General features: G+C 45.5%; 28 protein-coding genes and 1 pseudogene. 9 read left to right on the forward strand and 20 right to left on the reverse strand.

Going from position 1 to position 26,084, the window contains the following annotated elements:
* Nucleotides 1-170 precede the first annotated feature (170 nt).
* From purA to dnaB, 3 genes are all read right to left on the reverse strand, one after another.
* The gene (gene purA, locus OWN49_RS09700; protein WP_004393102.1) at nt 171-1,463 is read right to left on the reverse strand and encodes an adenylosuccinate synthase; all 1,293 of its coding nucleotides are present in this window, start codon (nt 1,461-1,463) and stop codon (nt 171-173) included.
* Between the two features lie 238 nt (nt 1,464-1,701).
* Nucleotides 1,702-2,115 (reverse strand): VOC family protein, encoded by a 414-nt coding sequence (locus OWN49_RS09705; RefSeq protein WP_070082656.1) that lies wholly within the window; start codon nt 2,113-2,115, stop codon nt 1,702-1,704.
* Nucleotides 2,116-2,232: 117 nt separating this feature from the next.
* Nucleotides 2,233-3,597 carry a replicative DNA helicase gene (gene dnaB, locus OWN49_RS09710; protein WP_004393100.1) on the reverse strand — a complete coding sequence of 455 codons (1,365 nt, stop codon included), beginning with the start codon at nt 3,595-3,597 and terminating at the stop codon, nt 2,233-2,235.
* A 169-nt stretch (nt 3,598-3,766) separates the two neighbouring features.
* Here dnaB and OWN49_RS09715 point away from each other — a divergent pair, with 169 nt between their 5' ends.
* Complete coding sequence (locus tag OWN49_RS09715; RefSeq protein ID WP_007407900.1) at nt 3,767-3,964, forward strand: DUF2188 domain-containing protein; 198 nt, start codon at nt 3,767-3,769, stop codon at nt 3,962-3,964.
* Nucleotides 3,965-3,995: 31 nt separating this feature from the next.
* Here the strand turns inward: OWN49_RS09715 and OWN49_RS09720 are convergent, their stop codons facing one another.
* A complete protein-coding gene (locus OWN49_RS09720; protein ID WP_014306171.1) occupies nt 3,996-4,205 on the reverse strand; it encodes a hypothetical protein in 210 nt (69 codons plus the stop codon).
* A gap of 118 nt (nt 4,206-4,323) precedes the next feature.
* On the opposite strand from OWN49_RS09720, the gene OWN49_RS09725 reads away from it, so the two are divergent.
* Nucleotides 4,324-4,467 (forward strand): YycC family protein, encoded by a 144-nt coding sequence (locus OWN49_RS09725; RefSeq protein WP_014306172.1) that lies wholly within the window; start codon nt 4,324-4,326, stop codon nt 4,465-4,467.
* 82 nt (nt 4,468-4,549) lie between these two features.
* Nucleotides 4,550-4,798 (forward strand): annotated as a pseudogene (locus tag OWN49_RS09730) (mannosyltransferase); the annotation flags it as partial.
* 55 nt (nt 4,799-4,853) lie between these two features.
* Here the strand turns inward: OWN49_RS09730 and OWN49_RS09735 are convergent.
* The 10 genes from OWN49_RS09735 to OWN49_RS09780 all read right to left on the reverse strand — a co-directional run bounded on the left by OWN49_RS09735 (nt 4,854) and on the right by OWN49_RS09780 (nt 14,960).
* Nucleotides 4,854-6,146: a glycosyltransferase family 4 protein gene (locus OWN49_RS09735; RefSeq protein ID WP_176283636.1), complete on the reverse strand. Its 1,293-nt coding sequence runs from the start codon at nt 6,144-6,146 to the stop codon at nt 4,854-4,856.
* Nucleotides 6,147-6,168: 22 nt separating this feature from the next.
* On the reverse strand, nt 6,169-7,224 hold the full coding sequence (locus OWN49_RS09740) for a phosphotransferase (protein WP_167860577.1): 1,056 nt from the start codon (nt 7,222-7,224) through the stop codon (nt 6,169-6,171).
* Nucleotides 7,217-8,404 (reverse strand): carboxylate--amine ligase, encoded by a 1,188-nt coding sequence (locus tag OWN49_RS09745; RefSeq protein WP_070082660.1) that lies wholly within the window; start codon nt 8,402-8,404, stop codon nt 7,217-7,219. The genes OWN49_RS09740 and OWN49_RS09745 overlap by 8 nt, the downstream gene beginning before the upstream one ends.
* Nucleotides 8,394-9,728, reverse strand: coding sequence for a glycosyltransferase family 4 protein (locus OWN49_RS09750; RefSeq protein WP_102422131.1), 1,335 nt, complete (start codon nt 9,726-9,728; stop codon nt 8,394-8,396). Before OWN49_RS09750 ends, OWN49_RS09745 begins: the two co-directional genes overlap by 11 nt.
* Nucleotides 9,725-10,381, reverse strand: a complete 657-nt coding sequence (locus tag OWN49_RS09755; RefSeq protein WP_004393067.1) for a PIG-L deacetylase family protein — start codon at nt 10,379-10,381, stop codon at nt 9,725-9,727. Before OWN49_RS09755 ends, OWN49_RS09750 begins: the two co-directional genes overlap by 4 nt.
* Before the next feature lie 87 nt (nt 10,382-10,468).
* The gene (locus tag OWN49_RS09760) at nt 10,469-11,032 is read right to left on the reverse strand and encodes a kinase (protein ID WP_245133888.1); all 564 of its coding nucleotides are present in this window, start codon (nt 11,030-11,032) and stop codon (nt 10,469-10,471) included.
* A gap of 140 nt (nt 11,033-11,172) precedes the next feature.
* Nucleotides 11,173-11,622, reverse strand: coding sequence for a 50S ribosomal protein L9 (gene rplI / locus OWN49_RS09765; protein ID WP_172615119.1), 450 nt, complete (start codon nt 11,620-11,622; stop codon nt 11,173-11,175).
* Entirely contained in the window at nt 11,619-13,598 is a 1,980-nt protein-coding gene (locus OWN49_RS09770; RefSeq protein ID WP_014306180.1) for a DHH family phosphoesterase, read from the reverse strand. The genes rplI and OWN49_RS09770 overlap by 4 nt, the downstream gene beginning before the upstream one ends.
* Nucleotides 13,599-13,628: 30 nt before the next feature.
* Nucleotides 13,629-14,564 carry a YybS family protein gene (locus OWN49_RS09775; protein ID WP_070082661.1) on the reverse strand — a complete coding sequence of 312 codons (936 nt, stop codon included), beginning with the start codon at nt 14,562-14,564 and terminating at the stop codon, nt 13,629-13,631.
* Nucleotides 14,565-14,807: 243 nt separating this feature from the next.
* Nucleotides 14,808-14,960, reverse strand: a complete 153-nt coding sequence (locus OWN49_RS09780) for a hypothetical protein (protein ID WP_004393059.1) — start codon at nt 14,958-14,960, stop codon at nt 14,808-14,810.
* A 133-nt stretch (nt 14,961-15,093) separates the two neighbouring features.
* Here OWN49_RS09780 and OWN49_RS09785 point away from each other — a divergent pair, with 133 nt between their 5' ends.
* The gene (locus tag OWN49_RS09785) at nt 15,094-15,579 is read left to right on the forward strand and encodes a spore coat protein (RefSeq protein ID WP_017418488.1); all 486 of its coding nucleotides are present in this window, start codon (nt 15,094-15,096) and stop codon (nt 15,577-15,579) included.
* Nucleotides 15,580-15,615: 36 nt separating this feature from the next.
* Here OWN49_RS09785 and OWN49_RS09790 read toward each other — a convergent pair whose 3' ends face one another.
* Nucleotides 15,616-15,987 carry a winged helix-turn-helix transcriptional regulator gene (locus OWN49_RS09790; protein ID WP_007615010.1) on the reverse strand — a complete coding sequence of 124 codons (372 nt, stop codon included), beginning with the start codon at nt 15,985-15,987 and terminating at the stop codon, nt 15,616-15,618.
* A 206-nt stretch (nt 15,988-16,193) separates the two neighbouring features.
* On the opposite strand from OWN49_RS09790, the gene OWN49_RS09795 reads away from it, so the two are divergent.
* The 5 genes from OWN49_RS09795 to OWN49_RS09815 all read left to right on the forward strand — a co-directional run bounded on the left by OWN49_RS09795 (nt 16,194) and on the right by OWN49_RS09815 (nt 22,353).
* On the forward strand, nt 16,194-17,123 hold the full coding sequence (locus tag OWN49_RS09795) for a manganese-dependent inorganic pyrophosphatase (protein WP_004393053.1): 930 nt from the start codon (nt 16,194-16,196) through the stop codon (nt 17,121-17,123).
* Between the two features lie 183 nt (nt 17,124-17,306).
* Nucleotides 17,307-18,224 (forward strand): DMT family transporter, encoded by a 918-nt coding sequence (locus OWN49_RS09800; protein WP_280639699.1) that lies wholly within the window; start codon nt 17,307-17,309, stop codon nt 18,222-18,224.
* 347 nt (nt 18,225-18,571) lie between these two features.
* Nucleotides 18,572-19,993: a glycoside hydrolase family 68 protein gene (locus OWN49_RS09805; RefSeq protein ID WP_176283638.1), complete on the forward strand. Its 1,422-nt coding sequence runs from the start codon at nt 18,572-18,574 to the stop codon at nt 19,991-19,993.
* Between the two features lie 61 nt (nt 19,994-20,054).
* Complete coding sequence (locus OWN49_RS09810; RefSeq protein ID WP_154066746.1) at nt 20,055-21,611, forward strand: glycoside hydrolase family 32 protein; 1,557 nt, start codon at nt 20,055-20,057, stop codon at nt 21,609-21,611.
* A gap of 79 nt (nt 21,612-21,690) precedes the next feature.
* Nucleotides 21,691-22,353 (forward strand): GntR family transcriptional regulator, encoded by a 663-nt coding sequence (locus tag OWN49_RS09815; RefSeq protein ID WP_014306186.1) that lies wholly within the window; start codon nt 21,691-21,693, stop codon nt 22,351-22,353.
* A gap of 77 nt (nt 22,354-22,430) precedes the next feature.
* On the opposite strand, the gene OWN49_RS09820 is transcribed toward OWN49_RS09815, so the two are convergent.
* The 5 genes from OWN49_RS09820 to OWN49_RS09840 all read right to left on the reverse strand — a co-directional run bounded on the left by OWN49_RS09820 (nt 22,431) and on the right by OWN49_RS09840 (nt 26,041).
* On the reverse strand, nt 22,431-22,940 hold the full coding sequence (locus OWN49_RS09820; RefSeq protein ID WP_070082663.1) for a DinB family protein: 510 nt from the start codon (nt 22,938-22,940) through the stop codon (nt 22,431-22,433).
* A gap of 50 nt (nt 22,941-22,990) precedes the next feature.
* Nucleotides 22,991-24,208: an MFS transporter gene (locus OWN49_RS09825; RefSeq protein ID WP_077723109.1), complete on the reverse strand. Its 1,218-nt coding sequence runs from the start codon at nt 24,206-24,208 to the stop codon at nt 22,991-22,993.
* A 347-nt stretch (nt 24,209-24,555) separates the two neighbouring features.
* Nucleotides 24,556-24,924, reverse strand: a complete 369-nt coding sequence (locus tag OWN49_RS09830) for a DUF1304 domain-containing protein (RefSeq protein WP_004393040.1) — start codon at nt 24,922-24,924, stop codon at nt 24,556-24,558.
* 30 nt (nt 24,925-24,954) lie between these two features.
* The gene (locus OWN49_RS09835; protein WP_004393039.1) at nt 24,955-25,593 is read right to left on the reverse strand and encodes a nitroreductase family protein; all 639 of its coding nucleotides are present in this window, start codon (nt 25,591-25,593) and stop codon (nt 24,955-24,957) included.
* Between the two features lie 13 nt (nt 25,594-25,606).
* Nucleotides 25,607-26,041, reverse strand: a complete 435-nt coding sequence (locus tag OWN49_RS09840; protein WP_032875377.1) for a MarR family winged helix-turn-helix transcriptional regulator — start codon at nt 26,039-26,041, stop codon at nt 25,607-25,609.
* Between the last annotated feature and the right edge of the window lie 43 nt (nt 26,042-26,084).

The raw sequence follows: 26,084 nt of genomic DNA on the forward strand, positions 1-26,084 counted from the left end.
TGAGACAAAAGCTTTCTTGCAGTACTCTATTGAAGCTGTTCCGTAACAACGAGATTTATAATATCATAGAACATTCGAAAGTGGCAACTACTTTTTTGAAAAAAATCTATTATTTTTTTCCTACATAAAAAACAAGCCTCCATGACCGGAGGCTTGTTTGCTGCAAATTCTTAGTTAGCGCGGTATACGCTGCGGATGACGTTCGTTTGTGAACGGTCGGGACCGACAGAGAAAATAGAAAGCGGAATACCTGTCAGCTGAGATACGCGTTCCAAATAATGGCGCGCATTTTCAGGAAGATCGCTCAATGTTTTTGCGCCTGTGATATCTTCCGTCCAGCCAGGCATTTCTTCATATACCGGTTCACACTCAGCGAGGGCTTTCAGGCTTGCCGGGAATTCTTCAATCACTTCACCTTTGTAGCGGTAAGCGACACAGATCTTCAGCGTTTCAATGCCAGTCAGCACATCAATTGAGTTCAAAGAAAGATCTGTGATTCCGCTGACGCGGCGGGCGTGGCGGACAACAACGCTGTCAAACCAGCCGACACGGCGAGGGCGTCCTGTCGTTGTGCCGTATTCGCGTCCGACTTCACGGATTTGATCTCCGATTTCATCTTTCAGCTCAGTCGGGAAAGGACCGTCACCGACACGGGTTGTGTACGCTTTAGATACGCCGACGACGTGCTGGATTTTTGTCGGGCCTACGCCTGAACCGATCGTCACCCCTCCGGCGACCGGATTGGATGAAGTGACAAACGGGTATGTCCCTTGGTCGATATCAAGCATAACCCCTTGAGCGCCTTCAAATAAAACGCGGCGGCCTTCATCCAGCGCGTCATTCAGAACGACGGATGTATCGCATACATACTTTTTAATCTGCTGGCCGTATTCATAATACTCATCCAGAATATCTTCAATTTTGAAGCCTTCCGTTTCATACATTTTTTCCAGCAGACGGTTTTTCTCTTCAAGGTTCCGTTCAAGCTTTTCTGCAAACACGTCACGATCTAGCAGGTCTGCGATCCGGATGCCGATCCGCGCCGCTTTGTCCATATAAGCAGGTCCGATGCCTTTTTTCGTTGTGCCGATCTTGTTGGCCCCTTTGCGTTCTTCCTCTACTTCATCCAGTTTCAGATGGTATGGAAGAATGACGTGGGCTCTGTTGCTGATTCTCAAGTTATCCGTGCTCACATTGCGCTCATGAAGATACGCAAGCTCCGTTACGAGCGCTTTCGGATCAACAACCATTCCGTTCCCGATGACACACGCTTTTTCTTTATAAAAAATTCCTGATGGGATTAAATGAAGCTTGTACGTGACGCCATCAAACTTGATGGTATGTCCTGCATTGTTTCCGCCTTGATAACGTGCGATCACTTCTGCATTTTCTGATAGGAAATCTGTAATTTTACCTTTTCCTTCATCGCCCCACTGCGTACCTACTACGACTACTGAAGACATATATCCGTGCACCTCCGTTAACCTTTCAAAACGATATCTCATTCAAACAAATTAAGTGTATCAGTGCAGAAACAGAAAGTCAATCGTAAATCCGAACGTTTAAATCTTATTATTCTATATTTGTTCGCCTTAAACCTGATTAAAAGCGTTTTCTCTTTCATTTGCTATCTATTACTCCCGAAACTTTCATACTTTAACATGAAAAAGAACCCGTATCCCAGGTTCTTCAGACAGTCATTTATATTCCGCTTGTATTCATCAGGACGATCCGCCAGCCGTCAGGATCTTCGATGGTCACGCCTTTTTCTTCCCAGTACGGATTTTCGGATTCTTTCTCCTCATATCCCATCTGCTTTAATTTCGTGCTGATGCGAATGACCTCCTGCTGATCAGGGATGTAAAAGACAAGCAGGCTGTCGCCGTGCGGAACGGGCGCCGGCTGAGACGAGCCGGTTTCTTCGGTGAATTCTAAGTGATATTGCGTATGCGGCAGGCCGAACATGACGCCGCTGTAGCCCTCATGTCCGGAAAAACTGCCGATTCTCTTCAATCCGAGGCCTTCTTCATAAAACCTGATGATTTCTTTGAGCTGTCCGGTCGGCCGGGCAATCCGGATTTGCGCCGCTTGGAATTGCGGAAATTCAATTGTCATCATCATCCCTCCCTTAATGCCATTATATAAAAGCGCTTTCTTTTTTTCGTCTGCCGAACGGACGGCATTCTCTCATTCTTTCGGATGAAAAAAAGCCTCAAGACATTGCTTGAGGCTTTACGCACCTGCCGGAACACCGCCGTCATCAAAGCGCCTTTCCAGGTTTACGAACTTATTGTATTCTTTCACAAAAGCCAGTGAGACGGTGCCCACCGGGCCGTTACGCTGTTTGGCAATAATGATTTCGATGATGTTTTTGTTTTCGGATTCTTTATCATAGTAATCATCACGATACAGGAAGGCGACGATGTCGGCATCCTGCTCAATACTTCCCGACTCACGGATATCTGACATCATCGGACGTTTATCCTGCCGTTGCTCAACACCCCGGGAGAGCTGAGACAGGGCGATGACCGGGACTTCGAGCTCCCGCGCCAGCGCTTTTAGCGCCCGTGAAATTTCCGATACCTCTTGCTGACGGTTGTCGCTCGAACGGCCGCTTCCCTGAATGAGCTGCAGGTAGTCAATTAAAATCATGCCCAATCCGTTCTCCTGCTTCAGCCTGCGGCATTTTGAACGGATTTCGCTGACGCGGATGCCGGGGGTGTCATCTATAAAGATACCGCTGTTTGACAGGCTTCCCATCGCCATCGTCAGCTTGCCCCAATCTTCTTCCGTCAGATTACCCGTTCTGAGATTTTGGGCGTTAATATTCCCTTCAGCGCAGAGCATACGCATGACAAGCTGCTCGGCACCCATCTCAAGACTGAATATCGCGACGCTCTCATCCGTTTTGGTGGCCACGTTTTGCGCAATATTTAAGGCAAACGCCGTTTTCCCCACGGACGGACGGGCTGCGACAATGATCAAATCATTCCGCTGAAAACCCGCCGTCATCCGGTCAAGCTCGATAAAGCCGGTCGGAATCCCGGTTATATCGCCTTTCCGGTTGTGAAGCTGCTCAATGTTGTCGTATGTTTGCACAAGCACGTCTTTAATATTTTGGAAGGCGCCCGAATTTTTTCGCTGCGCGACCTCCATAATCGTTTTTTCCGCATCGCTTAATAAATCTTCAACTTCATCCTCGCGCGTATACCCGTCTTGAGCGATCGAGGTCGCCGTTCTGATTAAACGGCGGAGAATGGATTTTTCCTCAACGATTTTCGCGTAATATTCTATATTAGCCGCTGTCGGAACGGAATTCGCGATATCCGTCAGGTAAGAAACGCCGCCCACCTCTTCTAACAAATCGGTATTCGCAAGCTCTGACGTTACCGTGACCAAATCAACCGGTTCACCGCGGTCTCCGAGCACGAGCATGGCATTGTAAATTTTTTGATGTGACATTCTGTAGAAATCATCCGGAATCAACACTTCAGAAGCCAGTGTCAACGCAGACGGCTGTAAAAAAACAGCACCTAACACGGCCTGCTCAGCTTCTATGTTTTGCGGCGGCAGCCGATCATTCAGAAGGTCTGTCATGCTAAGCACCGTCCTCTCCTTAAAAAATATCCAAACTCCATTTTACCATTTCTCATGAAAAAGAATAGAAAAATATCACTTTCCCTGTATTTGGAGGAGAGGGTTATGTGTTTTGCCGTTCCGAATGCCGGGAAACAAATAAATAAATCGAAACCGGGAGGTAAGAAGGATGAAAACATATGCTGTAACACCCAGTGTTGATGCGGACGGATGGTTTGTGAAGGTGGAAAATGTGGCGCCGACGGCTCTTTATACATCAAAGGACGCGGCGATCGAGAAAGCGGAGCAGACGGCGAAAGAGAACAGCCCGTCTAAGCTTGTCATTTATGATCAGCATAAAAACATTGAAGAAGAACGGTCCTTTTAAGAAAAGCCTTCGCCCGAGCGAGGGCTTTTCCTTATTCGATGAAACGGATGTGCAGCACCGTCTGCGCCATGAGATCGGCCGTTTTTTGATACAGCTCCCATTCTTCAAAGGCGGCGAATACTTTCATCATGTCCTGCAATGTCTGTTTCAGTATGATAAATTCGTCAATTGTCCGCAGTTCTGCGGCTTTTTTCTGATAATCAGCCAGCTTCAGCTGTAATAACATCAATGGCGATTGCATAAAAAACCTCCCCCATTCTGTTATAAAGCCCCGCTTTTCAAACCTCCATTCCTTTGTCATATCCCCTTACGATAGATTTCTGATTTTAGTACAATAAAGAAACGGAAGGAGTGATCACATGAAACCGCTGCAAATTTCCGCCGAAACGGCGCAAAAGCTCGCAGAATCACTGAATATGCCGCTTGAGAGAATCATGCACATGCCTCAGCACATTCTGCTTGCCAAATTAGCTGAAATCCAAAAAGAGAACGATCACAAATAAAGGCCGCTCTCTCATATATATGTGCGGGAGGCGGAAGCGATGGCTTTCCGCCTCTTTTTTCCGTGAAGAAAATTTCGGTAAAACCGTCTCACAGCTGAAAAAACTTGTTGACGAAGGAAAAGTGAACTATTTCTTATAATCCGGAAACAATTCAGGCAACACAAAGCTTGTCTCATGGATTAAAAAGAACGGCACAAAAATCTCAGCTGACCGATACAGCACCGGAAAAACAAGCTCAGCCCGGCAAGGAATGACAGGCGGCCCGGGCGGACAAAGCCAGCGGACTCTGTATGAGATGAAAAAACAGCTCGGAAAGAGGCTGGATAGTTAAACGCCGGCCTCTTTATTCTGCTCTTGAAGCACCTGCCATGCGGCGCCGGTATCATTCAGAAAAATGATTGATAAATCCTTTCTATTTTTGAAACCATCAGTTCCTGACGCAGATGCCGGACGGCATAGGAGCGCGCTTCTTTTCCAAGCCGTTCCCTGAGAGACTGATCCGTAATCAGCATTACGAGGGCATCAGCAAGTTCGCGGCTGTTGCCGGGCTGACAGATAAGCCCTGTGTCCTCATGCCAGATCATCTCAGGGATTCCTCCGCAGTCAGTTGCGACAATGGCTTGACCTGAGAACATCGCTTCGATGATCGCTATGGGGAAATTATCATTCAATGTCGGCAGGACAAATATAGATGATTCAGCCAAAAGCGCCGGCACATCATGTCGTTTTCCGAGGAAAAACACATTTGAGAGGCCCAGTTTCCGTCTCTTCTCTTCCAGAAACCCTTTCATGTTTCCGTCTCCGATGATCCATATATCCACTCCGGATAAATGGTGCCGGATGCGGGCGAGGGCGTCCAGCAGCACATCATGTCCTTTTCGCTCGGTCAGACGGGAAACGCACGCAATCACGAGCTTTTCAGCACGTTTTGGCTCGGGTGCATCCCGGATGTCAATGCCGGTATGAACAGTCGTCAGCTGAGCCTCCTTCGCTCCGTACTCCAGCAAGGGCTCGTGAAAGGAGTCGCTGATTGTAATGATTTTATCCGAAGCCCGAATACCCTGCCTTTCTATTTCACTGAAATATGCCTCTTCTATTGAACCCTTTTGGATTTTATGAAACTTCATCCGGCTTTTCGTAAAATGTCCGTGCGGCGTAAAAAAAAGCGGACGCCGATACGTTTGATTAAGGTATCCCAGCAAAAATACCGCAAATAAATCCTGCGCGTGAAACAGGTCATATTGTTCTAAGTCTTTCTCCTTCAAAAATCTTTGAAAGACATGTAAATAGCTGAGATTCTTCACAAACTTTTCGTTTGCGGCGCCGTATCTGCCAACAAGAAACGCTCTGATCTCGTCAGCGGCCCGCGGGATATCTTCCTGAAAAAAAGCTGGCGGCATTTGGAGCGGCGAGATGACATCCGCCTGATGACCGATGCGCTCAAAACCCGTCTTAATTGACGTGATATAACTCGCCAGTCCTCCGACATTCGGGTAACGGAGAAAGGTTGCGTACAGAATACGCAATGGCTTTTTTCGTTTGGGGGAGCTTTTTCCTTCCGCACAGAACGAATACAGCATCTCCGGCTCACTTTGATGTTCGATCCCGTAAAATTGATCCATGACGCGCAATAAGGCAAGAGGCACCAGACCGTTCGGCTTGCCGATCTCTTCTTTCAAATCCGCTCCCCCTCTCTTAAACTTATAATCCTAATTCCCGTCCCCATTTTGACACTTTGTCAACATGATACGGCAACAGTTCTCCTCCCCGATTGTCGAAGATTCTCCGCAATTGGGTATGAAGCCCTTTCTCAAGTGTTCTCTGCAAATAAGCCATTTTATAAAGCGTCATAGGAGGGGTCTGAAAATGAATGCCCCGCTTTTTCATTTCTTTCGTATACACTTTTACGCAATACGTCCGAATATCTTCTGCGTGCCGGCTCCAATCTTTTCTGAAGCCGAGCAGAATTTCAACCAGCACCGTCATATCAAACCAAACCGGCGCGTACTTTGCGGATTCCCAATCGATGAATTGAATATCCCACGGTTCATGTCCGGACGCATCGTGGGTGCAGATATTCTGCATATGAAGATCACCGTGTGTGATGGCTGAGCCGTTTTGGATCAATTCTGGGAAAAAATCCGGCTCCTCCTGCTCCAGCAAGTTTGTGATTTGCCGATAATGAGGCTTCACGATATCCTTTGTGCGCTCATCTTTAAGAGCTCTATCCAATAATTCCGCTGTCTTTTTGATCTGCTTTTTACGCCCTTTTCTCATGGTTTCCGATTCGTATACCGGCAGCCACGACCGCCATTTACCGTCAGAAATAGTCTTGTTTTCAAAGGTGCGGCTGTGCAGTTCTGCGACAGACGGAATAATATACTTGAAATGCTTCGGATGAAATGTAAGCTGTCCTCTGATCTGGCTGACAAACTCCATAAATATCCACGTTTCATGGTCACTTTCTTCTATAAGATAGATGTCCGGCAGCAAATCCCCTAAAACAGAACGGGCTTTCCCGTATATATTAATCTCGACCTTGTTTTTTTCACGGGAAGATTTATACACCTTCAATATCAGCGGAACAATGCCGGATTTTTTCTTTACAAACAGTTTATAAATGGCGCTTCTGTCTGTTGATTTCAGGCATGTGATGTCAACCGGATTCACCGCGGCCCTTTCACCGAACGAATACGACAGTTTTTCGTCAATTCTCAGTTTTTGAAATGCGTCATACAAAAGATCCTTTTCATACATGCCGATCTTCCTTCCGCTTCCGTTTCCAGCTGTTTTTGAGATGAGACCAAGTGTTTCTGATAAATGGCATCGGGTCATTCCAAGCAAAAAGAGCGTACTCTTTTTTTCCTTTAAATCCTTTCCAAAAATCCCGGAACGTCATTTCTCCTCTTTTTCGTTTCTTCAAAAACGTTAAGAAGTAACGCACCTCATAAATCCAATTGATTCCGTCTTTTTGTTCGAGCTGGGGCTTCACCTGTTGTCCGGTCAAATACAGATAGTACATGTAAACGAAATGAATGCCTGCCGGTTCTGTCAGGCTATGGCTGAGCCAAAAGCGCGGATTAATTTCGATAAACTTGTAAACATTGTCTCGGGGATCCTTTTTAAATTCCGCCATGCCTACTCCCTTCAGCTGAATCGCTTCAAAAAACGGCAGGGTCTTCTCGATTAAATCAGGAAGCCGTTTGCTGACGACGTGGGCCCCCGCGCCAAAATCAGCAGGGAATTGATGGTTCTTTTGCAGAGAGAATAAGCCCATTAATTTCATTTGGTCATCATAAAAAGTGGCGACTTTATAAAAACACTGGTTGTCTCCGGGGATGATCTCCTGCACAAGCAGTTCTCCATTTTCTCTGTAGGAGCTGAACTCCTTGCGCAATTGTGCGGCATCCTTCATTACAATTGCTTTTTTGTTTACTTTTTTTCTGTATTCATGGCCGGCCACCGGTTTTAAAATACACGGGAAGTCAATATTGGCGATGGCCTCTTCCAGCTCATCCCGGTTGTTCGGAAAAAAGGTTTTCGGGCAGGGGATGTTATGCTTGACCGCTAATTCATATGCTTTGCTTTTATCTAAGACCGTTTCTAACAGAGAGCGGCTCGGGAGCAAAAATAAAAAAAAACCGGCTAATGTCTCGCGGAATTTAGATATAAATCCCGCATAATCATCAGATCCTGCGTACAGAACCGGCTTTGCTTGGAATCGCTTCCCGAAATCAGTCAGAAATGTCAGCAGTTCTTCCTCTTGTGTTAAAGGGCTGGGACATATCCCGCAATCTGCCAATCTTGATTTTCCGATACGATAAGGTCCCTCCGTGTCAAACGCGTAAACATCGATTCCTCTTCGGGCCAGGCTGCGAATGATCCCAATCCCGTTTGCACTGAAATCAAGTACAACGGCTGCATGTTCATGTTTCATGATCTCCCTCCGAGCTGTTGGTATTTTGATAAATCGATTCGATATTTTTTATCATCGTCTCACTGCTTAAATATTTCTCCGCGTAGGCCTTTGCGTTTGAAGCAGCCTTCTCCCGCGCAGATTTGTTAGAGATAAAAAACGCTAAAGCCCGGGCAAGAACCTTTGCATTTCCCGGCTCGACAATAAGTCCCGTTTTGTTATGGCGGATCAGATCCGGAATACCCCCGCAATCGGTCGCGATGATAGCCGAGCCGCTGAACATCGCTTCAATAATCGAGATGGGCAGACTATCATTAATGGTCGGCAGTACAAATATGTCCGTCATATTCAAAATAGCGGGAACATCATCTCTTTTTCCTAAAAAGGAGACCATAGATAGATTCAGTTTTCGAGCCTGTTCCTCTAAGGCGCTCCTCATCTCTCCGTCGCCCGCGATCAGCACTTGAACATGTTCAAGCACATCAGACGGAATTCGTGAAAGTGCGTCAAGCAAATGATTATGTCCTTTTCTCGGGCCTAATCTTGCAATACACGAGATGATGATCTTATTTTTCGGCAGCGGGATTTTTCTTTTCCCGCCTGTTTTTGCATCGTAATCGATTCCTGTGATCACCGTTGTCATGTCTTCCTGTTCGGCTCCGAGCTTCATGAGCGGGCTGCGGAACGTATCGCTGATAATAATCAGGCGATCTGCGTATTCAATGGCTTTCATCTCTAGTTTTTTATAATAAAACTCTTCTATCGATCCTTTTTTAAAGATGTGAAATTTAAGTCTGTTGAAAGTAAACATGCCATGCGGTGTGAAAAATAAAGGTTTCTTATAGATTTGATTGAATCTGCCTAATATATTGGCTGTAAATAAATCTTGAGCATGAAACACATCATATCTTTCCAAATGAATCTTTTGAAGCATTTGCTCGTATATAAACATCAGCCTATTATTTTTCAAAATATGATTGTTATAATCCCCATATCTGTCCTTAAAGAAATCTTTTAACTTCGGAACAACAGCCGCCCGCAGTTCTTTTACCTGTGCGGACGGAAACAGATTAGGGGAGATGACATCGACCTTATGACCCCTCTTTTTCAGGCCTTCACTAAGCGTTTTAATATAGTTTGATAAACCGCCCGTGTGCGGGTAGTCCCAAAACGTGGCAATCAAAATGGATAACTTCTTTTTTTTCCTGTATAACCGCGGAATATGATGTTCATGTTTCAACTGTGTCTTTACTGCCGCCTTTTTTTGAGGGCGCGTTTTGACCCCGTAGTAGCGGTCAAGCGTCTGAACCATATACGGATACGGGACGGAAAATGTCTTGATCATTTCCAGATCCTCCGCACGACTTCAAAAGCTTCGGCGTATTCCACACCCGCCGTCATCCCTCTGACTCTTCCTAAATGTTTAACGCCTTCATATGAACGGGGATGAGGGTAATCCCTCATTTCTACGTCATAGTGGTGAAGCGCCGCGAGTTTGGCATCCATTGTGTCTGTGATGTTAACGAAGTAATTAGGTTTGAAGAGTTTATCAGCCGTATTCCTCTCCCACTCGCTTGAAGATAGCGTTTCGAACGTAAGCAGTTCGATAGGCTTTTGATTCGGAAGCGGTCTGGCGGCTGTTAAAACTGCTTGGAATGTTCTCTGGTGGTCCATATTGATATCGCCGTAATGATGTGTAAAGATTTTATCAGGCTGATAGACGCGAATGAGCTGCTCTAATTCTTTGACAAGCTTATGAAGCGGGATACATTCCAGCTCTAAATTCGTATGCTCCAAAAAGATGACTTTCTCAATTCCAAGCTCTTGATTCGCGCGTTCGCCTAATTGTTTAATATGATGAGCTTCTTCTTTTCTTCCTAATGCCGTAATAATGGAAATCACTTTATATCCTTCATTGATCAGCCGTTTTATGGTGCCCGCTGCTCCCAATAGTTCATCATCGGGATGAGCGCCGATAACCATAATGTATTCTGCCATTTTTTCCACACTCCACCAAACAAATGTTACAAATATCATATGACGACCCTAAAAAAAGGAAACTTACATATGCGGATTTTCAGAAACTTACATGTGCGGCTGCCATTCCAGGTAACGTGACGGATTTGTTTTTTTTATAGTGTTCAAAAACTCATCTGCCAAGCCGTATTTGTCCAGTCCTTTTAATAGTTTTACGGGAAACCGGGTAATGGCGGAAAAAGCTCTTTTATGGTCGATGACCTTAAGATTTCCGTGTTCGTTAATCAGAATGTGCCTGATTTCGGCATCCCATCTGGTAAAACCGATTCTTTTTAATTCATCCAGCATATTTAAAATATCAGCAGTCAGTTTGACGGACAGAGATTTTTCTTTTCTGATATGGCGGGCAAGAGAGGTGCCTTGGACATATTCCATCACAATATAACGATCTCCGTATTCATACAGTCTTGGAATCACCGGGGAACCTTGTCCGGTCTTTAAAGCCGCCAATTCCTTCTTGCATGTCCCTTTTTCAAAGAAGTATTTTATGCATTTGTTGTGTGTTAAGCGGTAGACTTCCCCGTCTTTTCCGTCTCCGATCAGCGGATAATGCTCCAGCGCCTTTTTATTCTCCGGATTATTAAAATATGTTTCAGAAAAAAATCGTTTCATACCGACACATCCTTCGTTATGATGTAATATAATATGCAATCTGGTAGCGATCGGAAATGAAACAATCTCATCATTTTCTTGCGCTGCGCCGTCTGCTGACATAAAAAAACCCGCCGGATCGGCGGGTTTTTCATTGTGTATTACGCTTCTTCTTTTACGTGAACCTTCAGCACAGCCTGAACTTCAGGGTGCAGCTTTACAGGAACGTTTGTATATCCCAGTGTGCGGATACCGTCTTGGAGCTCCAGTTTCCGTTTATCCACTTTAATCTTATGCGTTTTTTGCAGCGCTTCTGCAATCTGCTTGCTTGTGACAGATCCGAACAGACGGCCGCCTTCACCGGATTTGGCACTCAGCTCAACAGTCAGCTGTTCAAGCGTTCCTTTCAAATCTTTCGCTCTTTCAAGCTCGGCAATCGCTTCTTTTTTCTCTTTTTCTTTCTGTCCTTTCAATGCGCTGATGTTTGTCGCATTTGCTTCGACAGCGAGGCCTTTTTTAATGAGAAAGTTATGTGCATAACCGTCTGCTACGTTTTTCATTTCGCCTTTTTTTCCTTTACCTTTTACATCTTGTAAGAAAATAACCTTCATCTCTGAACGCCTCCCTCAAAATATTCATCAATGGCTTCCTTCAGCCGGACGAGCGCTTCTGAGACAGAAATGCCCGATAACTGGGTTGCCGCATTGGTTAAATGCCCTCCGCCATCCAGCGCCTCCATAATAATCTGCACATTGACCTCGCCCAGCGATCTCGCACTGATGCACACCGTATGCTCATCCCGTCTGGCTACCGCAAATGAAGCTTCCACTTCACTCATCGATAAGAGGGAATCAGCCGCCTGCGCAATCAGCACCTGGTCAAAGTACTCCTCTTCATTCTCAGGAAGAGAAGCAATCGCGATATGTTCTTTATAAAGAGCCGTATGCTGGATCAGTTTCGCCCGCTTGATGTAAGAACCGACGGATTCTTTGAGAACTTTCTGCACCAGAACCGTATCTGCGCCTTTCGCTCTCAAATAAGAAGCGGCGTCGAACGTCCGCGAGCCCGTGCGAAGGGAAAAACTCTTCGTATCCACTATTATACCAGCTAACAGGGCCGTCGCTTCAATCATATTGATTTTGAGCCGCTTCGGCTGGTATTCAAGCAGCTCCGTCACGAGTTCTGCGGTGGATGAAGCGTATGGCTCCATATAAACGAGCAGCGGGTCTTTAATAAATTCCTCGCCTCTGCGGTGGTGGTCAATCACAACGATGTGCTCGATTTTGTTCATGAGACGCTCTTCCATCACAAGGGACGGTTTATGTGTATCAACGACGACAAGCAGCGTGTCGTCATTTGAAATTTCCATCGCCTCTTCCGGCGTGATGAACCGCGACCACAGCTCTTCATATTTTTTAATTTCTTCAATCAGGCGCTGAACGCTTGATCCGATCTGGTTCGGATCAATGACGATGTAGCCTTCTTTGCCGTTGGCCTGCGCCACCTTCAATATTCCGATTGCGGCTCCGACTGCGTCCATATCAGGAAACTTGTGCCCCATGATAATGACATTGCTGCTTTCTGAGACAATCTCCTTGAGCGCGTGAGAAATCACCCGGGCGCGCACCCTTGTGCGTTTCTCCATCGGATTTGTTTTGCCGCCGTAAAATTTCACCTTGCCGTTCGGCATTTTGATCGCCACTTGGTCGCCTCCGCGGCCGAGAGCCAAATCGAGGCTGGACTGCGCCAGATCTCCTAGCTCCTTCAAGGAAGAAACCGATGCGCCGATCCCGATGCTGAGGGTCAAAGATACAGTATGAACGGATGTTTTTTCTCGAATTTCATCCAAAATCGAAAATTTCGCGTTTTCAAGCTCCGTTAAAATGTGTTCATTTAACACCGCGATAAACCGCTCAGAGGACGTCCGTTTCAGGAAAATGCCGTACTCCTGCGCCCACGCATTTAATAATGAGGTGACCTGGCTGTTCATCGTGCTTCTCGTTTGGTCATCCAGCCCCTGTGTGACGTCATCATAGTTATCTAAAAAGATATATGCCAGCACGGTTCTCTCATTTTCGTACTGCTTTTCAATCTGAATCTGTTCTGTCACATCAAAGAAATAGAGCAGGCGCTCATCTCTTTTAATCACTACTTTAAACTTCCGCTCATTCAAGGTGATCGTTTCCGAATCGACCTCCTGCTTGATCAGCGGCACGACGGCCTCGCATGTGTCATACAGCGAGCGCCCGACGAGTGTGCTTTCATTAAAACAGGAAGACAAAAACGGATTCGCCCACTCAATGTAATATTGATCATTAAACAGCATAATCCCGATAGGCATTTCCATTAATGCCTCTTCGCCTACTTTTTTCAATCTATACGATAACGTGGAGATATAATCGTCAATTTCTTTTCTGATCAGAGAATCCGCACGCTTAATGAAAAACAGGATCACGGCGAGCAGCACAACGCCGATGGCTCCTATCAGCCAGTTAAAGTAAATGCTGATGAGGATTATGATGATTGACAATGCAATCAATGCATAGATGGGATACCGAAACAACGGTTTTTCATAAAAACTAGGCATTTCTATCAACTCCCCACCTGTAAGTCACACTCAATTTCGCGTCACCTTATTTCTTATGTTAAAGCCTATGTCAATGATGCCTAAGAGGAGATACACGGACAAGATGAGCGGAAAAAGCACACCCAGCACAATTGCTAAAACAGGAACGGCTTTCGGCATCTCCATTTCGCGGCAATAGAAAAAAATAAACGCTAATCCTTGAATACAAATCAGCAAGCTGAGAATAAATCCCCCATTCAATGAAACCGAATACAGCATATGCCCTTTTTCTAAAGGCAGAAACCCTAATATCGTCACAATAAAATACAGAATGACAACGCTTTGCGGGAGTTTGAGCTCTCTAAAAGGCTTCATCTTCGGAAGATCAGGGGAAAATCGCCGTAAAAGCGGCCTTACCATAGCATAACTGAGGAAAGAAAAAACGATGCCGGTCAATACGAGCACTGTCGGAAAAAGATATTGAACCGTGCTCAGCTGACTTTCCATCAGCTTGATCTGCTTCCCGAACTGATCTCCGTAACCGAGCTGCTTTGACATGGTTTCTGCTAAAGACAGCGACTCCCGAAGCTGGGACATGGTGGTATCGATCACATTCATATTAAGAAACACGATGCTGACCACAAAAAAAACGACGCCGCACAGCACATACGCCATAGCGCCGGCAGCAACCGCATAGCCGGGCTGTTTCTTTTTAAAATAATATCCCATGGCGATTCCCGTACAGGCAGCCGTAAAAGCGCCTGTAAGCCCGGTAAACGAACTTACAATAAAGCTGACAGGAAGGCTGGCAAGCCCCATCCATACCCCGGGCTTCAGACCGTGCCGAATGGTGTAAAGAATGATCGGCAGCGGCAAAGCAAAGAGAAGAATTGCCCCCAGTAAAGGGAGGTACACGACCAAAAGGGAAATGATTGCAAAAATACTGATCAAAATGGCGCCTTCTATTAGAGCCCTTGTATTTTTCACTTACTCACCTCAAACCTTGTATCATTCGAACATACGAATAGAAAAGAGCAGCTTAGACGACTGCTCTTTTGACGCCGCAATGTCTCTTTCAAGACCTGAATTTTCCATAAACTCTCCAAAATACACGTATATATTTTAACATAAGTCGAAATCGCAAGTAAAATGAGCGCGGACACCCGCAATGTTCCATGTGAAACATGAAAACAGACAAACGGACATCCCAGTGAAAGAATGCCCGTTGTATCAGTGATCCTGATCATCCATGAAACCAGAAGTATCTCTGTTTTTCTTTTTGGTTTTTCGTACATATAACAAGACGATAACGATAAGTAAGAGAGTGGTCGCCTGTAAAACCCCGCTGCTGAAAAGGAAGAAGTTCTTTATCATGTCCCACATATAGTTTCACCTCTATTTCGTATTTCCTTTACATTGAGTTTCCCTTTCTGGAAACTTCAAAACATCAGGAACAACATCGGGACCGGGGCATATGCTGAAAGTGAAAATGAAGGATAAAGGAGATTCTTACACCATGACCGAGCGGAGAACATTAGCATGGCATGAAACGTTAGAACTGCATGAGTTAGTGGCTTTCCAGGCAAACGGACTTGTGAAATTAAAAAGAACAGAGCGGGACGTAAGCGATGCCAGATTAAAACAGCTTTACAGATTTTCCATCCATTCGCTGGAACAAAATCTGCGTGAACTGCTTCCTTTCTTCCCTGAAGCTCCCGCTTTTCGTGAGGATGAAACAGAAGAACGCGCTGATTCCTCCTTTTACAGCGGCGGCCTGCTGATCATGGCCAAAACGTCTGTCCGCAATTACGCCGGAGCCATTACAGAGACGGCCACACCTCAATTAAGACACGTTTTCGTCAAGCACTTAAACGCGGCCATCAAGTGGCATCAAATGGTCTTTGAGTATATGGAAGAACGCGGGCAATATCCGGCTTACAACCTGAGCGAATTGCTGAAGAATGACGTGCGTAACGCCAGAAAGGCCATCGCGATGAAATAAAAAAAAGCAGCAAGGAATTTAATCCTTTGCTGCTTCTTATTTTTGAGCGGACTGATCTTGAGGCGACGTTTTTTCCCGGTATGCCTCGAGAAACTCCCGGTTGGCATCTCCCCATTTCTTCATTTGCAAAACGATCGGTTCCAGCGACCTGCCGAATTCGGTAAGAGAATACTCCACCTTTGGAGGCACCTGCTGATATACCTCGCGATGCACGATGCCGTCCGCCTCAAGCTCGCGAAGCTGAAGCGTCAGCATACGCTGTGTAATGCTGGGGCAAATGCGCCGAAACTCATTAAACCGCTTTTTTCCGCCGATCATATGATAAAACAAAATACCCTTCCACTTTCCGCCGATAACGGAAAGCGTCAGTTCAACCGGACAACCTTCTTTATTCGGATATATGTTCATTTTTCATCCTCCATAGTACCTTTTTTGATACTATATGCTGATTAGCATCTGACTTACCCAGTATTTTACTCGCAATCCTCCTCACCGCTCAACAAAAATGCTTCTTTTTCACATCAATTTTTAAGGTTTTGAAGATTACACCCTCCGCAAGACGTGTTAAACTATAAAAAGATTGTTTACACTACAAAAAAGGACAAGGAGTTATTATGGAAAAAATTCTTATTTTCGGACATCAAAACCCAGACACAGATACCATTTGCTCTGCCATTGCCTATGCTGATCTAAAAAATAAACTCGGCTTCAATGCTGAGCCCGTCCGCCTTGGACAAGTCAACGGCGAAACACAATACGCGCTTGATTATTTCAAGCAGGAAAGCCCGCGTTTGGTGGAAACAGCCGCAAACGAAGTAAACGGCGTCATCCTTGTTGACCACAATGAACGCCAGCAAAGCATCAAGGATATCGAAGACGTTCAGGTTCTTGAAGTGATCGACCACCACCGTATCGCCAACTTCGAAACAGCGGAACCTCTTTACTATCGTGCTGAGCCGGTCGGCTGTACGGCTACGATCTTAAACAAAATGTACAAAGAAAATAACGTGAAAATCGAGAAAGAAATTGCGGGCCTCATGCTGTCAGCAATCATTTCCGACTCTCTGTTATTTAAATCTCCGACTTGCACGGAGCAAGATATCGCAGCGGCAAAAGAGCTTGCTGAAATTGCTGGCGTAGATGCGGAAGAGTACGGCTTAAACATGCTGAAAGCGGGCGCCGACTTAAGCAAAAAAACTGTGGAAGAACTGATTTCTCTTGATGCGAAAGAGTTCACGCTCGGCAGCAAAAAAGTCGAAATCGCCCAAGTCAACACAGTTGATATTGAAGATGTCAAAAAGCGGCAGCCGGAATTAGAAGCGGCTCTTTCAAAAGTAATTGCTGAGAAGAACCTTGACCTGTTCCTTCTCGTGATTACGGACATTTTGGAAAACGATTCCCTTGCGCTCGCCATCGGTGATCAAGCGTCAAAAGTTGAAAAAGCATTCAACGTGACGTTAGAAAACAACACGGCTCTTTTAAAAGGCGTCGTATCCAGAAAGAAACAAGTCGTTCCTGTTTTAACAGACGCGATTGCAGAATAACCAACACACCCCGGCAACCAGCCGGGGTGTTTTTTTTATAGCTCGTTCATCAGACAGCCATTCGTAAGCGCTTTCTCCGAAAATTATTTTGACGCCTTCTAATATACAATATATAATATATCACATGTAAGGTGTTTGTTTTCCTAATTATTGTAAGTTGCTATCGCAACATCAGAATCGGGGGTGTCTATCCTGGAAAAACACGCTGCTCTTTCTTATTCACGAACAACAGGCATTTGGCTTGTGCTTACAGGAGCTATCTTATGGGGGGTCTCGGGAACGGTTGCCCAGTATCTGTTCCAGCACCGCCATTTTAATACAGAATGGCTGACTTCGGTGCGCCTTCTGGTGTCAGGGGCGCTTCTGCTCGGAATCGCGTACCGCAAAGAAAAAGGACGGATATGGGCTGTTTGGAAAGACAGCCGGGACAGAATTCCCCTTCTTTTATTCGGGATTTTCGGAATGTTAGGCGTTCAATACACCTACTTCGCGGCAATTGAGTACGGCAACGCGGCAACTGCTACCGTTCTTCAGTATTTAGGGCCGGCGATCATTACATGCTTTTTAGCGATTCGCGCAAAGAGAATTCCTTCGGGAAAAGAACTGCTCGCCGTCTTATTGGCGGTTGCCGGCACATTCATTTTGGTCACGCACGGGAATGCCGGAAGCCTGTCCATATCCGGTCTGGCCGTCTTTTGGGGAATCAGTTCGGCGTTTGCACTGGCGTTTTACACCCTTCAGCCGCATCGTCTGCTGAAGAAATGGGGATCCGCCATTGTTGTCGGATGGGGCATGCTGATCGGCGGAGCCGCCCTCAGCTTGATCCGCCCGCCCTGGACATTTGAAGGCGAGTGGTCCTTTCCTGCATATGCCGCGATTGTGTTTATCATCATTTTCGGAACGCTCATCGCTTTTTATTGCTACTTGGAAAGCCTGAAATATCTGAGTGCCTCTGAAACCAGCCTGCTTGCCTGTGCAGAGCCGCTGTCGGCAGCTTTTTTAGCTGTTATCTGGCTGCATGTTCCCTTCGGAATATCAGAATGGCTGGGTACTTTGCTGATTTTAGCCACCATCGCTTTATTATCTATCAAGAAAAAATAACCTCTCTTTTTTAGAGAGGTTTTTTCCTAGGCCCAGAGCACCCCTTAGTCTCAATTACCCATATATTAAAAGGCCTTTTTTCATTTTACTATCATCCAAAAGAGGAAAATAGACCAGTTGTCAATAGAATCAGAGTCTAATAGAATGATGTCGACAAGTAAATCATGCAGGATTGTTACTGATAAAGCAGGCAAGACCTAAAATGTGTTAAGGGCAAAGTGTATTCTTTGGCGTCACCCCATACATATTTTAGGTCTTTTTTTCTGTAACAAACCTGCCATCCATGAATGCAGGAGGATCGAATCGGCAGATCGCAAAAAAAGGTACATACAAAAGGAGACATGAACATGAACATCAAAAAATTTGCAAAACGAGCCACAGTTCTAACTTTTACGACTGCACTTCTGGCAGGAGGAGCGACTCAAGCCTTCGCGAAAGAAAATACCCAAAAACCTTACAAAGAAACGTACGGCGTCTCTCATATCACACGCCATGATATGCTGCAGATCCCTAAACAGCAGCAAAGTGAAAAATACCAAGTTCCTCAATTCGACCAATCAACAATTAAAAATATCGAGTCCGCGAAAGGACTGGATGTGTGGGACAGCTGGCCGCTCCAAAACGCTGACGGAACAGTAGCTGACTACAACGGCTATCACGTCGTGTTTGCTCTTGCGGGAAGCCCGAAAGACGCTGATGACACATCCATCTACATGTTTTACCAAAAAGTCGGCGACAACTCGATCGACAGCTGGAAAAATGCCGGCCGTGTCTTTAAAGACAGCGATAAGTTCGACGCCAACGATGAAATCCTGAAAGAACAGACACAAGAATGGTCCGGTTCTGCAACCTTTACATCTGACGGAAAAATCCGTTTATTCTACACTGACTTTTCCGGTAAACATTACGGTAAACAAAGCCTGACAACGGCGCAGGTAAATGTGTCAAAATCTGATGACACGCTCAAGATCAACGGAGTCGAAGATCATAAAACGATTTTTGACGGCGACGGAAAAACATATCAAAACGTTCAGCAGTTTATCGATGAAGGGAACTATACATCCGGCGACAACCATACGCTGAGAGACCCTCACTACGTTGAAGACAAAGGCCATAAATACCTTGTATTCGAAGCCAACACGGGAACAGAAAACGGATACCAAGGCGAAGAATCTTTATTTAACAAAGCGTACTACGGCGGCAGCACAAACTTCTTCCGTAAAGAAAGTCAGAAGCTTCAGCAAAGCGCTAAAAAACGCGATGCTGAATTAGCGAACGGCGCCCTCGGTATGGTAGAGTTAAACGATGATTACACATTGAAAAAAGTCATGAAGCCGCTGATCACTTCAAACACGGTAACTGATGAAATCGAGCGCGCGAATGTTTTCAAAATGAACGGCAAATGGTACCTGTTCACTGATTCACGCGGTTCAAAAATGACGATCGACGGTATTAACTCAAACGATATTTACATGCTTGGTTATGTATCAAACTCTTTAACAGGTCCTTACAAGCCGCTGAACAAAACTGGTCTTGTCCTGCAAATGGGTCTTGATCCTAACGATGTAACGTTCACTTACTCTCACTTCGCAGTGCCGCAAGCCAAAGGCAACAATGTCGTGATCACAAGCTACATGACAAACAGAGGCTTCTTTGAGGATAAAAAGGCGACATTTGCGCCAAGCTTCTTAATGAACATCAAAGGCAAGAAAACATCCGTTGTTAAAAACAGCATCCTTGAACAAGGACAGCTTACGGTTAACAACTAATAACAACAAAAAGAAAATGCCGATACTTCATTGGCATTTTCTTTTATTTCTCAACAAGATGGTGAACTCAATCATGGCTCGAAAATGGCCCGTTGTAATATTGATCTTTTTGGGTGCGTTCCTGTTTGTCGGCTTACTGCCGAACAAAACCCACAATTCCTCTGACACAAACACGGAGCATAAGAAGGATTACCGGGCGGCGTATCATTTTACGACCCCGGACAAATGGAAAAACGACCCTCAAAAGCCCATTTTTTTCGAGGGGAAATATCATTACTACTATCTTTATAATCGGGATTACCCGAACGGCAACGGCACAGAATGGCGGCACGCCGTATCAGAGGACTTGGTGCACTGGACGGACGAAGGCACGGCTATTCCGAAATACACCAACGAAAACGGCGATATATGGTCCGGTTCTGTCGTCATTGATAAACACAACACGGCGGGCTTCGGCAAAAACGCGCTGGTCGCCGTCACAACGCAGCCGACTGCCAAAACAAAAGCCCAGGAACAATATTTATGGTACAGCACGGATAAGGGAAAAACGTTTACTTCCTATAGTGATCAGCCCGTTATGAAAAACCCGGGAACTAAGGATTTCCGGGACCCGAAAGTAATCTGGGATGAACAGGATGACAAATGGGTGATGGCCATGGCCGAAGGAGAAAAAATCGGTTTTTATGAATCACCCGATTTAAAAAATTGGAAATACACGGGCGGCTTTATCACTCAGCAGATCGGCCTCGTCGAATGCCCCGACCTTTATATGATGCGTGCAGATGACGGAACAGCCAAATGGGTTCTGGGCGCAAGCGCAAACGGCAAACCCGCAGGCAAACCGAATACGTACGCGTATTGGACCGGAAACTTTGACGGGGAGGAATTTACCGCCGATCAAGAAGAACCGCAATGGCTCGATTACGGCTTTGACTGGTACGGCGGCGTCACATTTGAAGACGGTAATAGCGAAGATCCGCTGACAAAACGCTATGCGCTGGCATGGATGAACAATTGGGATTATCCGAATGAAACACCGACACTAAAAAACGGCTTTAACGGCACGGATTCTATCGTCCGTGAAATCCGTCTTCAGCAGCAGGACGGCGGCACATACAGCCTTGTGTCAGAGCCGGTTGAAGCATTGAACCAATTAACCTCTTCAACTGACAGCATAGAACACAAACAGGTGAACGGTTCAGAGACACTGCCGATCAAAGGTGACACATATCAGCTTGATATGGATATCGCTTGGTCAGATATCAAAAATGCAGGCGTCAGACTCAGAGAATCAGCAGACCAAAGCCGGCATATTGATGTCGGTATTTCAGCAGAAGACGGCTGTGCCTATGTGAACAGATCGTTTACAGACCAGCCTGATAAAACCGGCGCATACGTCGAAAGCAAAGCCCCATTTGACGGAAACAAAGGGCGCGTTCATCTGAAAATTCTCGTAGATAAAACCAGTATTGAAGTATTTGCAGACGACGGAAAAACCGTTTTGACAAATGAAGTGTTCCCAAAACACGAAGATCAGGGAATCACGCTCTTTTCTGAAGGCGGCTCCGCTGACTTTCAGCATATTGAGATGAAGCATCTCGGTTCGATTCATCCTTAGACGTCCCTCTTCATTTCTAACCGGCGCCCGGACTGTGGTAAAATGCAAATATGTATACTACGATTCATGAGGTGTTCCATTGGATAATCAAAACAAAGAACCTGTGCTGAAAAGAACCATCATGCGGGACGAAGTGTATCGCACACTCAGAAACTGGATCATAACGGGCAAGCTCAAACCGGAAACAAAGTTAAAGGACAAGGATTTGTCGGAAACATTGGGAATCAGCCGCACCCCGATACGGGAAGCCTTATTGCGGCTGGAAGATGACGGCTTGGTGATAACAAAAGCGAACAGATGGACGCTTGTCGCTCCGATTGAGTTAAAAGAAGCGGAAAACTTGTATTCCATCGTCTGGACGCTTGAGAAACTCGCATTGCAGCAAGCCCTCCCGCGTATGGACGATGCCGTGATTCAAGAATTGAAACAGCTGAATGAAAATCTTCTTCAAACGATGAAAGACGGCGATAAAATGGCCGTTCTGGAAGCGGATAATGCATTTCACCATCGCATCATTCTGCTTGCGGACAACGCTGAACTTCACAAATTGCTTGTAAGCCTGAAAGTCAAAATTCAGAGACTGGAAATCCGCTATTTCAGTGAAAACGGCGCTTTAAACAGATCATATAATGAACACTCTGATATCATTCACGCATTAGAACAGCAAGATGCCGCCGCTGCTTTTACAGCGCTTGAAGCGAATTGGAAAAACAGTTTAGAACGGCTGCAAAACATGGCATAGCAAACGAAAAAGCCAAATCACTCATATGATTTGGCTTTTTTACGGATATCACAAGACAGCCGCGTGGGCTGTCTTGTTTACTTTTTGTTTATATATAAATAAATACCGTAATCCGTCGGCACAGAAGCATACCCCATCTGTCTGAGCATGGCTGTTATATTCCCGCGATGATACGTTCCGTGGTTCACAACATGTAGGATCATATCGGCAGCTGCGGTTTTCATGATGTCACCTGACGGATGCTCTATTTCAAGGGGGAGACTGATATTTTCCTCCTTCTGCAAAAATAGTTGATACCGGTCTGATAATTCCAAAAATAGATCTTCCAGCTCTTCTATCTCTTTAGACAAGATGTCCCCTTTTTGCTGTTCAGCTGATTTCAGCGTATCCTCCAGACGCTCTCCGGAGAACACATCAAACCACCCCTTATCGGACAGATACACATGAGTCAATACACCGGCTATCGACGGAAAGACACTTTGAATCTCCTTACGGTACACATCCTCCGGAAGCTCTTTAAGCCGGGTGAATATTTGCTGATTTGCCCAAAGATGATAATCATACAATTGCAGTGCCAGATGTCCCACATTACCCTCTCCTCTCTCGATATAGAACGTACGTTCCTAATTATACTATACTACATGCCGCTCTGTACCATTTTCTTCATTCGCAACTGAGAAAATCCGATAAAAGCCGAAATTAATAAGAGAAGGCCTGCGCCAATATAAATAAACCGCACACCGAATACATCTGAGATAATCCCCGTTCCGATAATGGAAAACATAAAAATGAACTGAACTAAAGCTGATCTCGCCGCTAATATATTGACCCGTGTCTTTTCGGTCGTGATGTTTTGAAGTAATGTTTCCTGCGTGAGATCTCGTAATACACAAGCCGGCCCCATACACAGCACCAGAAAAAGGGCCGTAACGGCGCTTGTGATCAGCCCGTAAATAAACGTGAACATTCCATATGCCAAGGCTCCCGTCAGCATAAGCGGAATGAGATGATGCTGAAACTTACCGGATAACTTATAGATGATCAGTCCTCCGATCATCGTCCCTGCATAATAGACTCCGTTGACATACCCCCACCAAGCCTCTCCTTTATGAAGGACGTCATGCACATAAGTCAAGGACACAGACCCGATCCATATCATGCCTGCCCACGATTCGATCACATCCATCACAATGAGAACCCTGAGCTGTTTTTGCTGAAATAAATACACCCAGCCGCTTGCCGCATCTGCAAAAAGGGAACGTTTCCTGACTGCTGCCGGCGCACACATGCGTACTCGAAGAAACAGAATGATGCCCAACACCGAAGAAACCAATAACATGACAGTGACGATCATTGTATCGCTCTCTCCCAGGAACGCTATGATGACGCCGCCCAGAGACCACCCCGCAAACTGAACGGTCTGATCCGCCGCAGATAATAAACTGTTCGCTTTCGCCCTTCGATCAGGAGGAATGATTTCCCCAATCAGCGCGCTTTTTATCGGAGCAAACCATCCGTTGCAAAAAGAAATGCCTCCGATCAGACAAAACAGCAGAAAAAAGAATGCGGATGAACCGGTTTGGATGACAAAAAACAAACAGACTAACAGTGTGATCTGTATCAATTGAGAACTGATTAACAAAGAACGAAGCGTGAACCGGCCGGTGACCAGCGGCAAAACGGCGCTGCCCAATACGCGGCATACAATGCTGACGAGCGTCATAAGAGAGGCCATCGCTGTCGAACCGGTTTTTGTAAACAAAAACAAGATAACGGCCATCGTATAAAGTGAAAACCCCAAGTTGATAGCGGTCTGGCTGTATAAAATAGCGTAATACGCTCTCTTCGTATTCATCCTCTGCAACCCCACTCCCTGATTATGTAAATCATACCATATTTGCCGATCAGCTTTTTTTAAAAAAACAGATTGACATGGAGTCCGCTCCATCTATTTCAGCAAATAACAATTAAGAAGGAGTGACAGCTGATTTGACGCTTGGTTCAACTGAAAATTGACATAAGGATATATGTGTTGAAACGAGCTGATCACATCCGGAACCATACTCATTCCAAGCGACTGCAATCCATTGCTTGCCCCCGCTGATTTGACATTCCCCAATCTATAGTGATGTATATAAGAAATGATTTTCAAAACAGAATAAAAAAAGAGGGCTTCCTTTCCGGAAGCCCTCACTCCGTCTGCTACGCCAATAAAAGAAAAATAAGCGCTAAAACAGCCGGAAGTCCTTGTTTTACGATAATTGATTTGTTTGAAGTAAAGCCTCCGAAAATGGCCGCGATGACCACACAAATAACGAAAAACATTTGAATCATATGGCCAATCGGATCAGCTCCGAGGATCAGTCCCCAAATGAGGCCGGCAGCCAGAAATCCATTATACAGACCTTGATTTGCAAACATGACCGCCACATTCCGATCACCTTCTAAATGCTTCGGCAATTTGAAAGACCGCTTGGCAGCCTTCGAATTGATAAAAAACATTTCAAGTATCATGATAAATATATGTTCTAAAGCTACAATTCCGACGAAAACAGCCGCAATTATGTCCACTGTCCCTCTCCTCTCAGCTTCACTTCAACCTTATTTCCATTGTGCGATTGTTTCGATAGGAAGACGGTAGGAAGCATATCCTTCGTCTGCCGCTTTTCCGATTGATAACAGCATGACCGGTACATAACGCTCTTTATCCATTCCGAAAACCTCGGCAATCTTTTCTTTATCATAGCCGCCGATCGGGTTTGTATCATAGCCGTGCGCACGTGCTGTAAGCATCAGCTGCATGGAAACGAGACCTCCGTCGATCAGAATCGTTTCACGGTTCACTTGCTCCGGCAGTTTTTCAAAATGCGCCGTCAAAGCAGCGATTTGTCTGTCTTTTACTTCCTGCGGCATGTAGCCCAGTTCGACTGCTTTAGAATAAATTTCTTCTAAATAGTCATCACTGTTCATATCTGCGAAAACCGCGATCACCGCAGATGATGTGCTGACCTGTGTTTGGTTAAAGCTGGCAAGCGGCGCGAGTTTTTCTTTTCCTTCAGGGCTGTCAATGACGAGGAAACGCCATGGCTGCGCGTTGACTGAAGACGGCGCTGTCGTTGCTTCTTCAAGAATTTGAGTCATTTCTTCTTTGCTGATTTTTACGGCCGGATCGTAATTCCGAATGGAACGGCGCCCTTTCATAATGTCCATAAAGTCGTTTGTTTTCAGTTCTGTTTTCATGTGTAATACACTCCTATGCTTTCATATTTTCTATATTATTCTGCATCTGCGACAATACGTTTTTTAACATATTGCGTTCTTCCTCGCTGACACCGGCAAGCATTTCCTTTATGAAACGCTCTTTCTCCTTTTTGGAAGCCTCAATTCTCTCCCGCCCCTGATCAGTAAGCCGGACAAGTATAATTCGGTTGTCCTCGGGCTTCCGCCTTCTTGTGACCATTTCTTTGGCTTCAAGCTGTTTCAAGTGTCTTGTCACGGCTGCGCCGTCAATATTCACCTTTTTCTGAAGATCGCTTTGGCTGATCTCATCGACGTAAAAAAGCACGGCGAGAAGCTCAAGGCGGGATTGGCTGATTCCGGTGCACGCTTCAAACTTCGTGCCGATCACTTTGTGCAGTGATTGAAGCTGATACAAAATCTCGCCTTCCTCTGAACAACATGCTGTCAAAACCCATCCCTACTTTCTTTTGCGCAATTAATTGACTAGTCAA

The organism is Bacillus sp. NEAU-242-2 (genome assembly GCF_027853835.1).
In the GTDB taxonomy this organism is placed as follows: Bacteria; Bacillota; Bacilli; order Bacillales; family Bacillaceae; genus Bacillus; species Bacillus velezensis.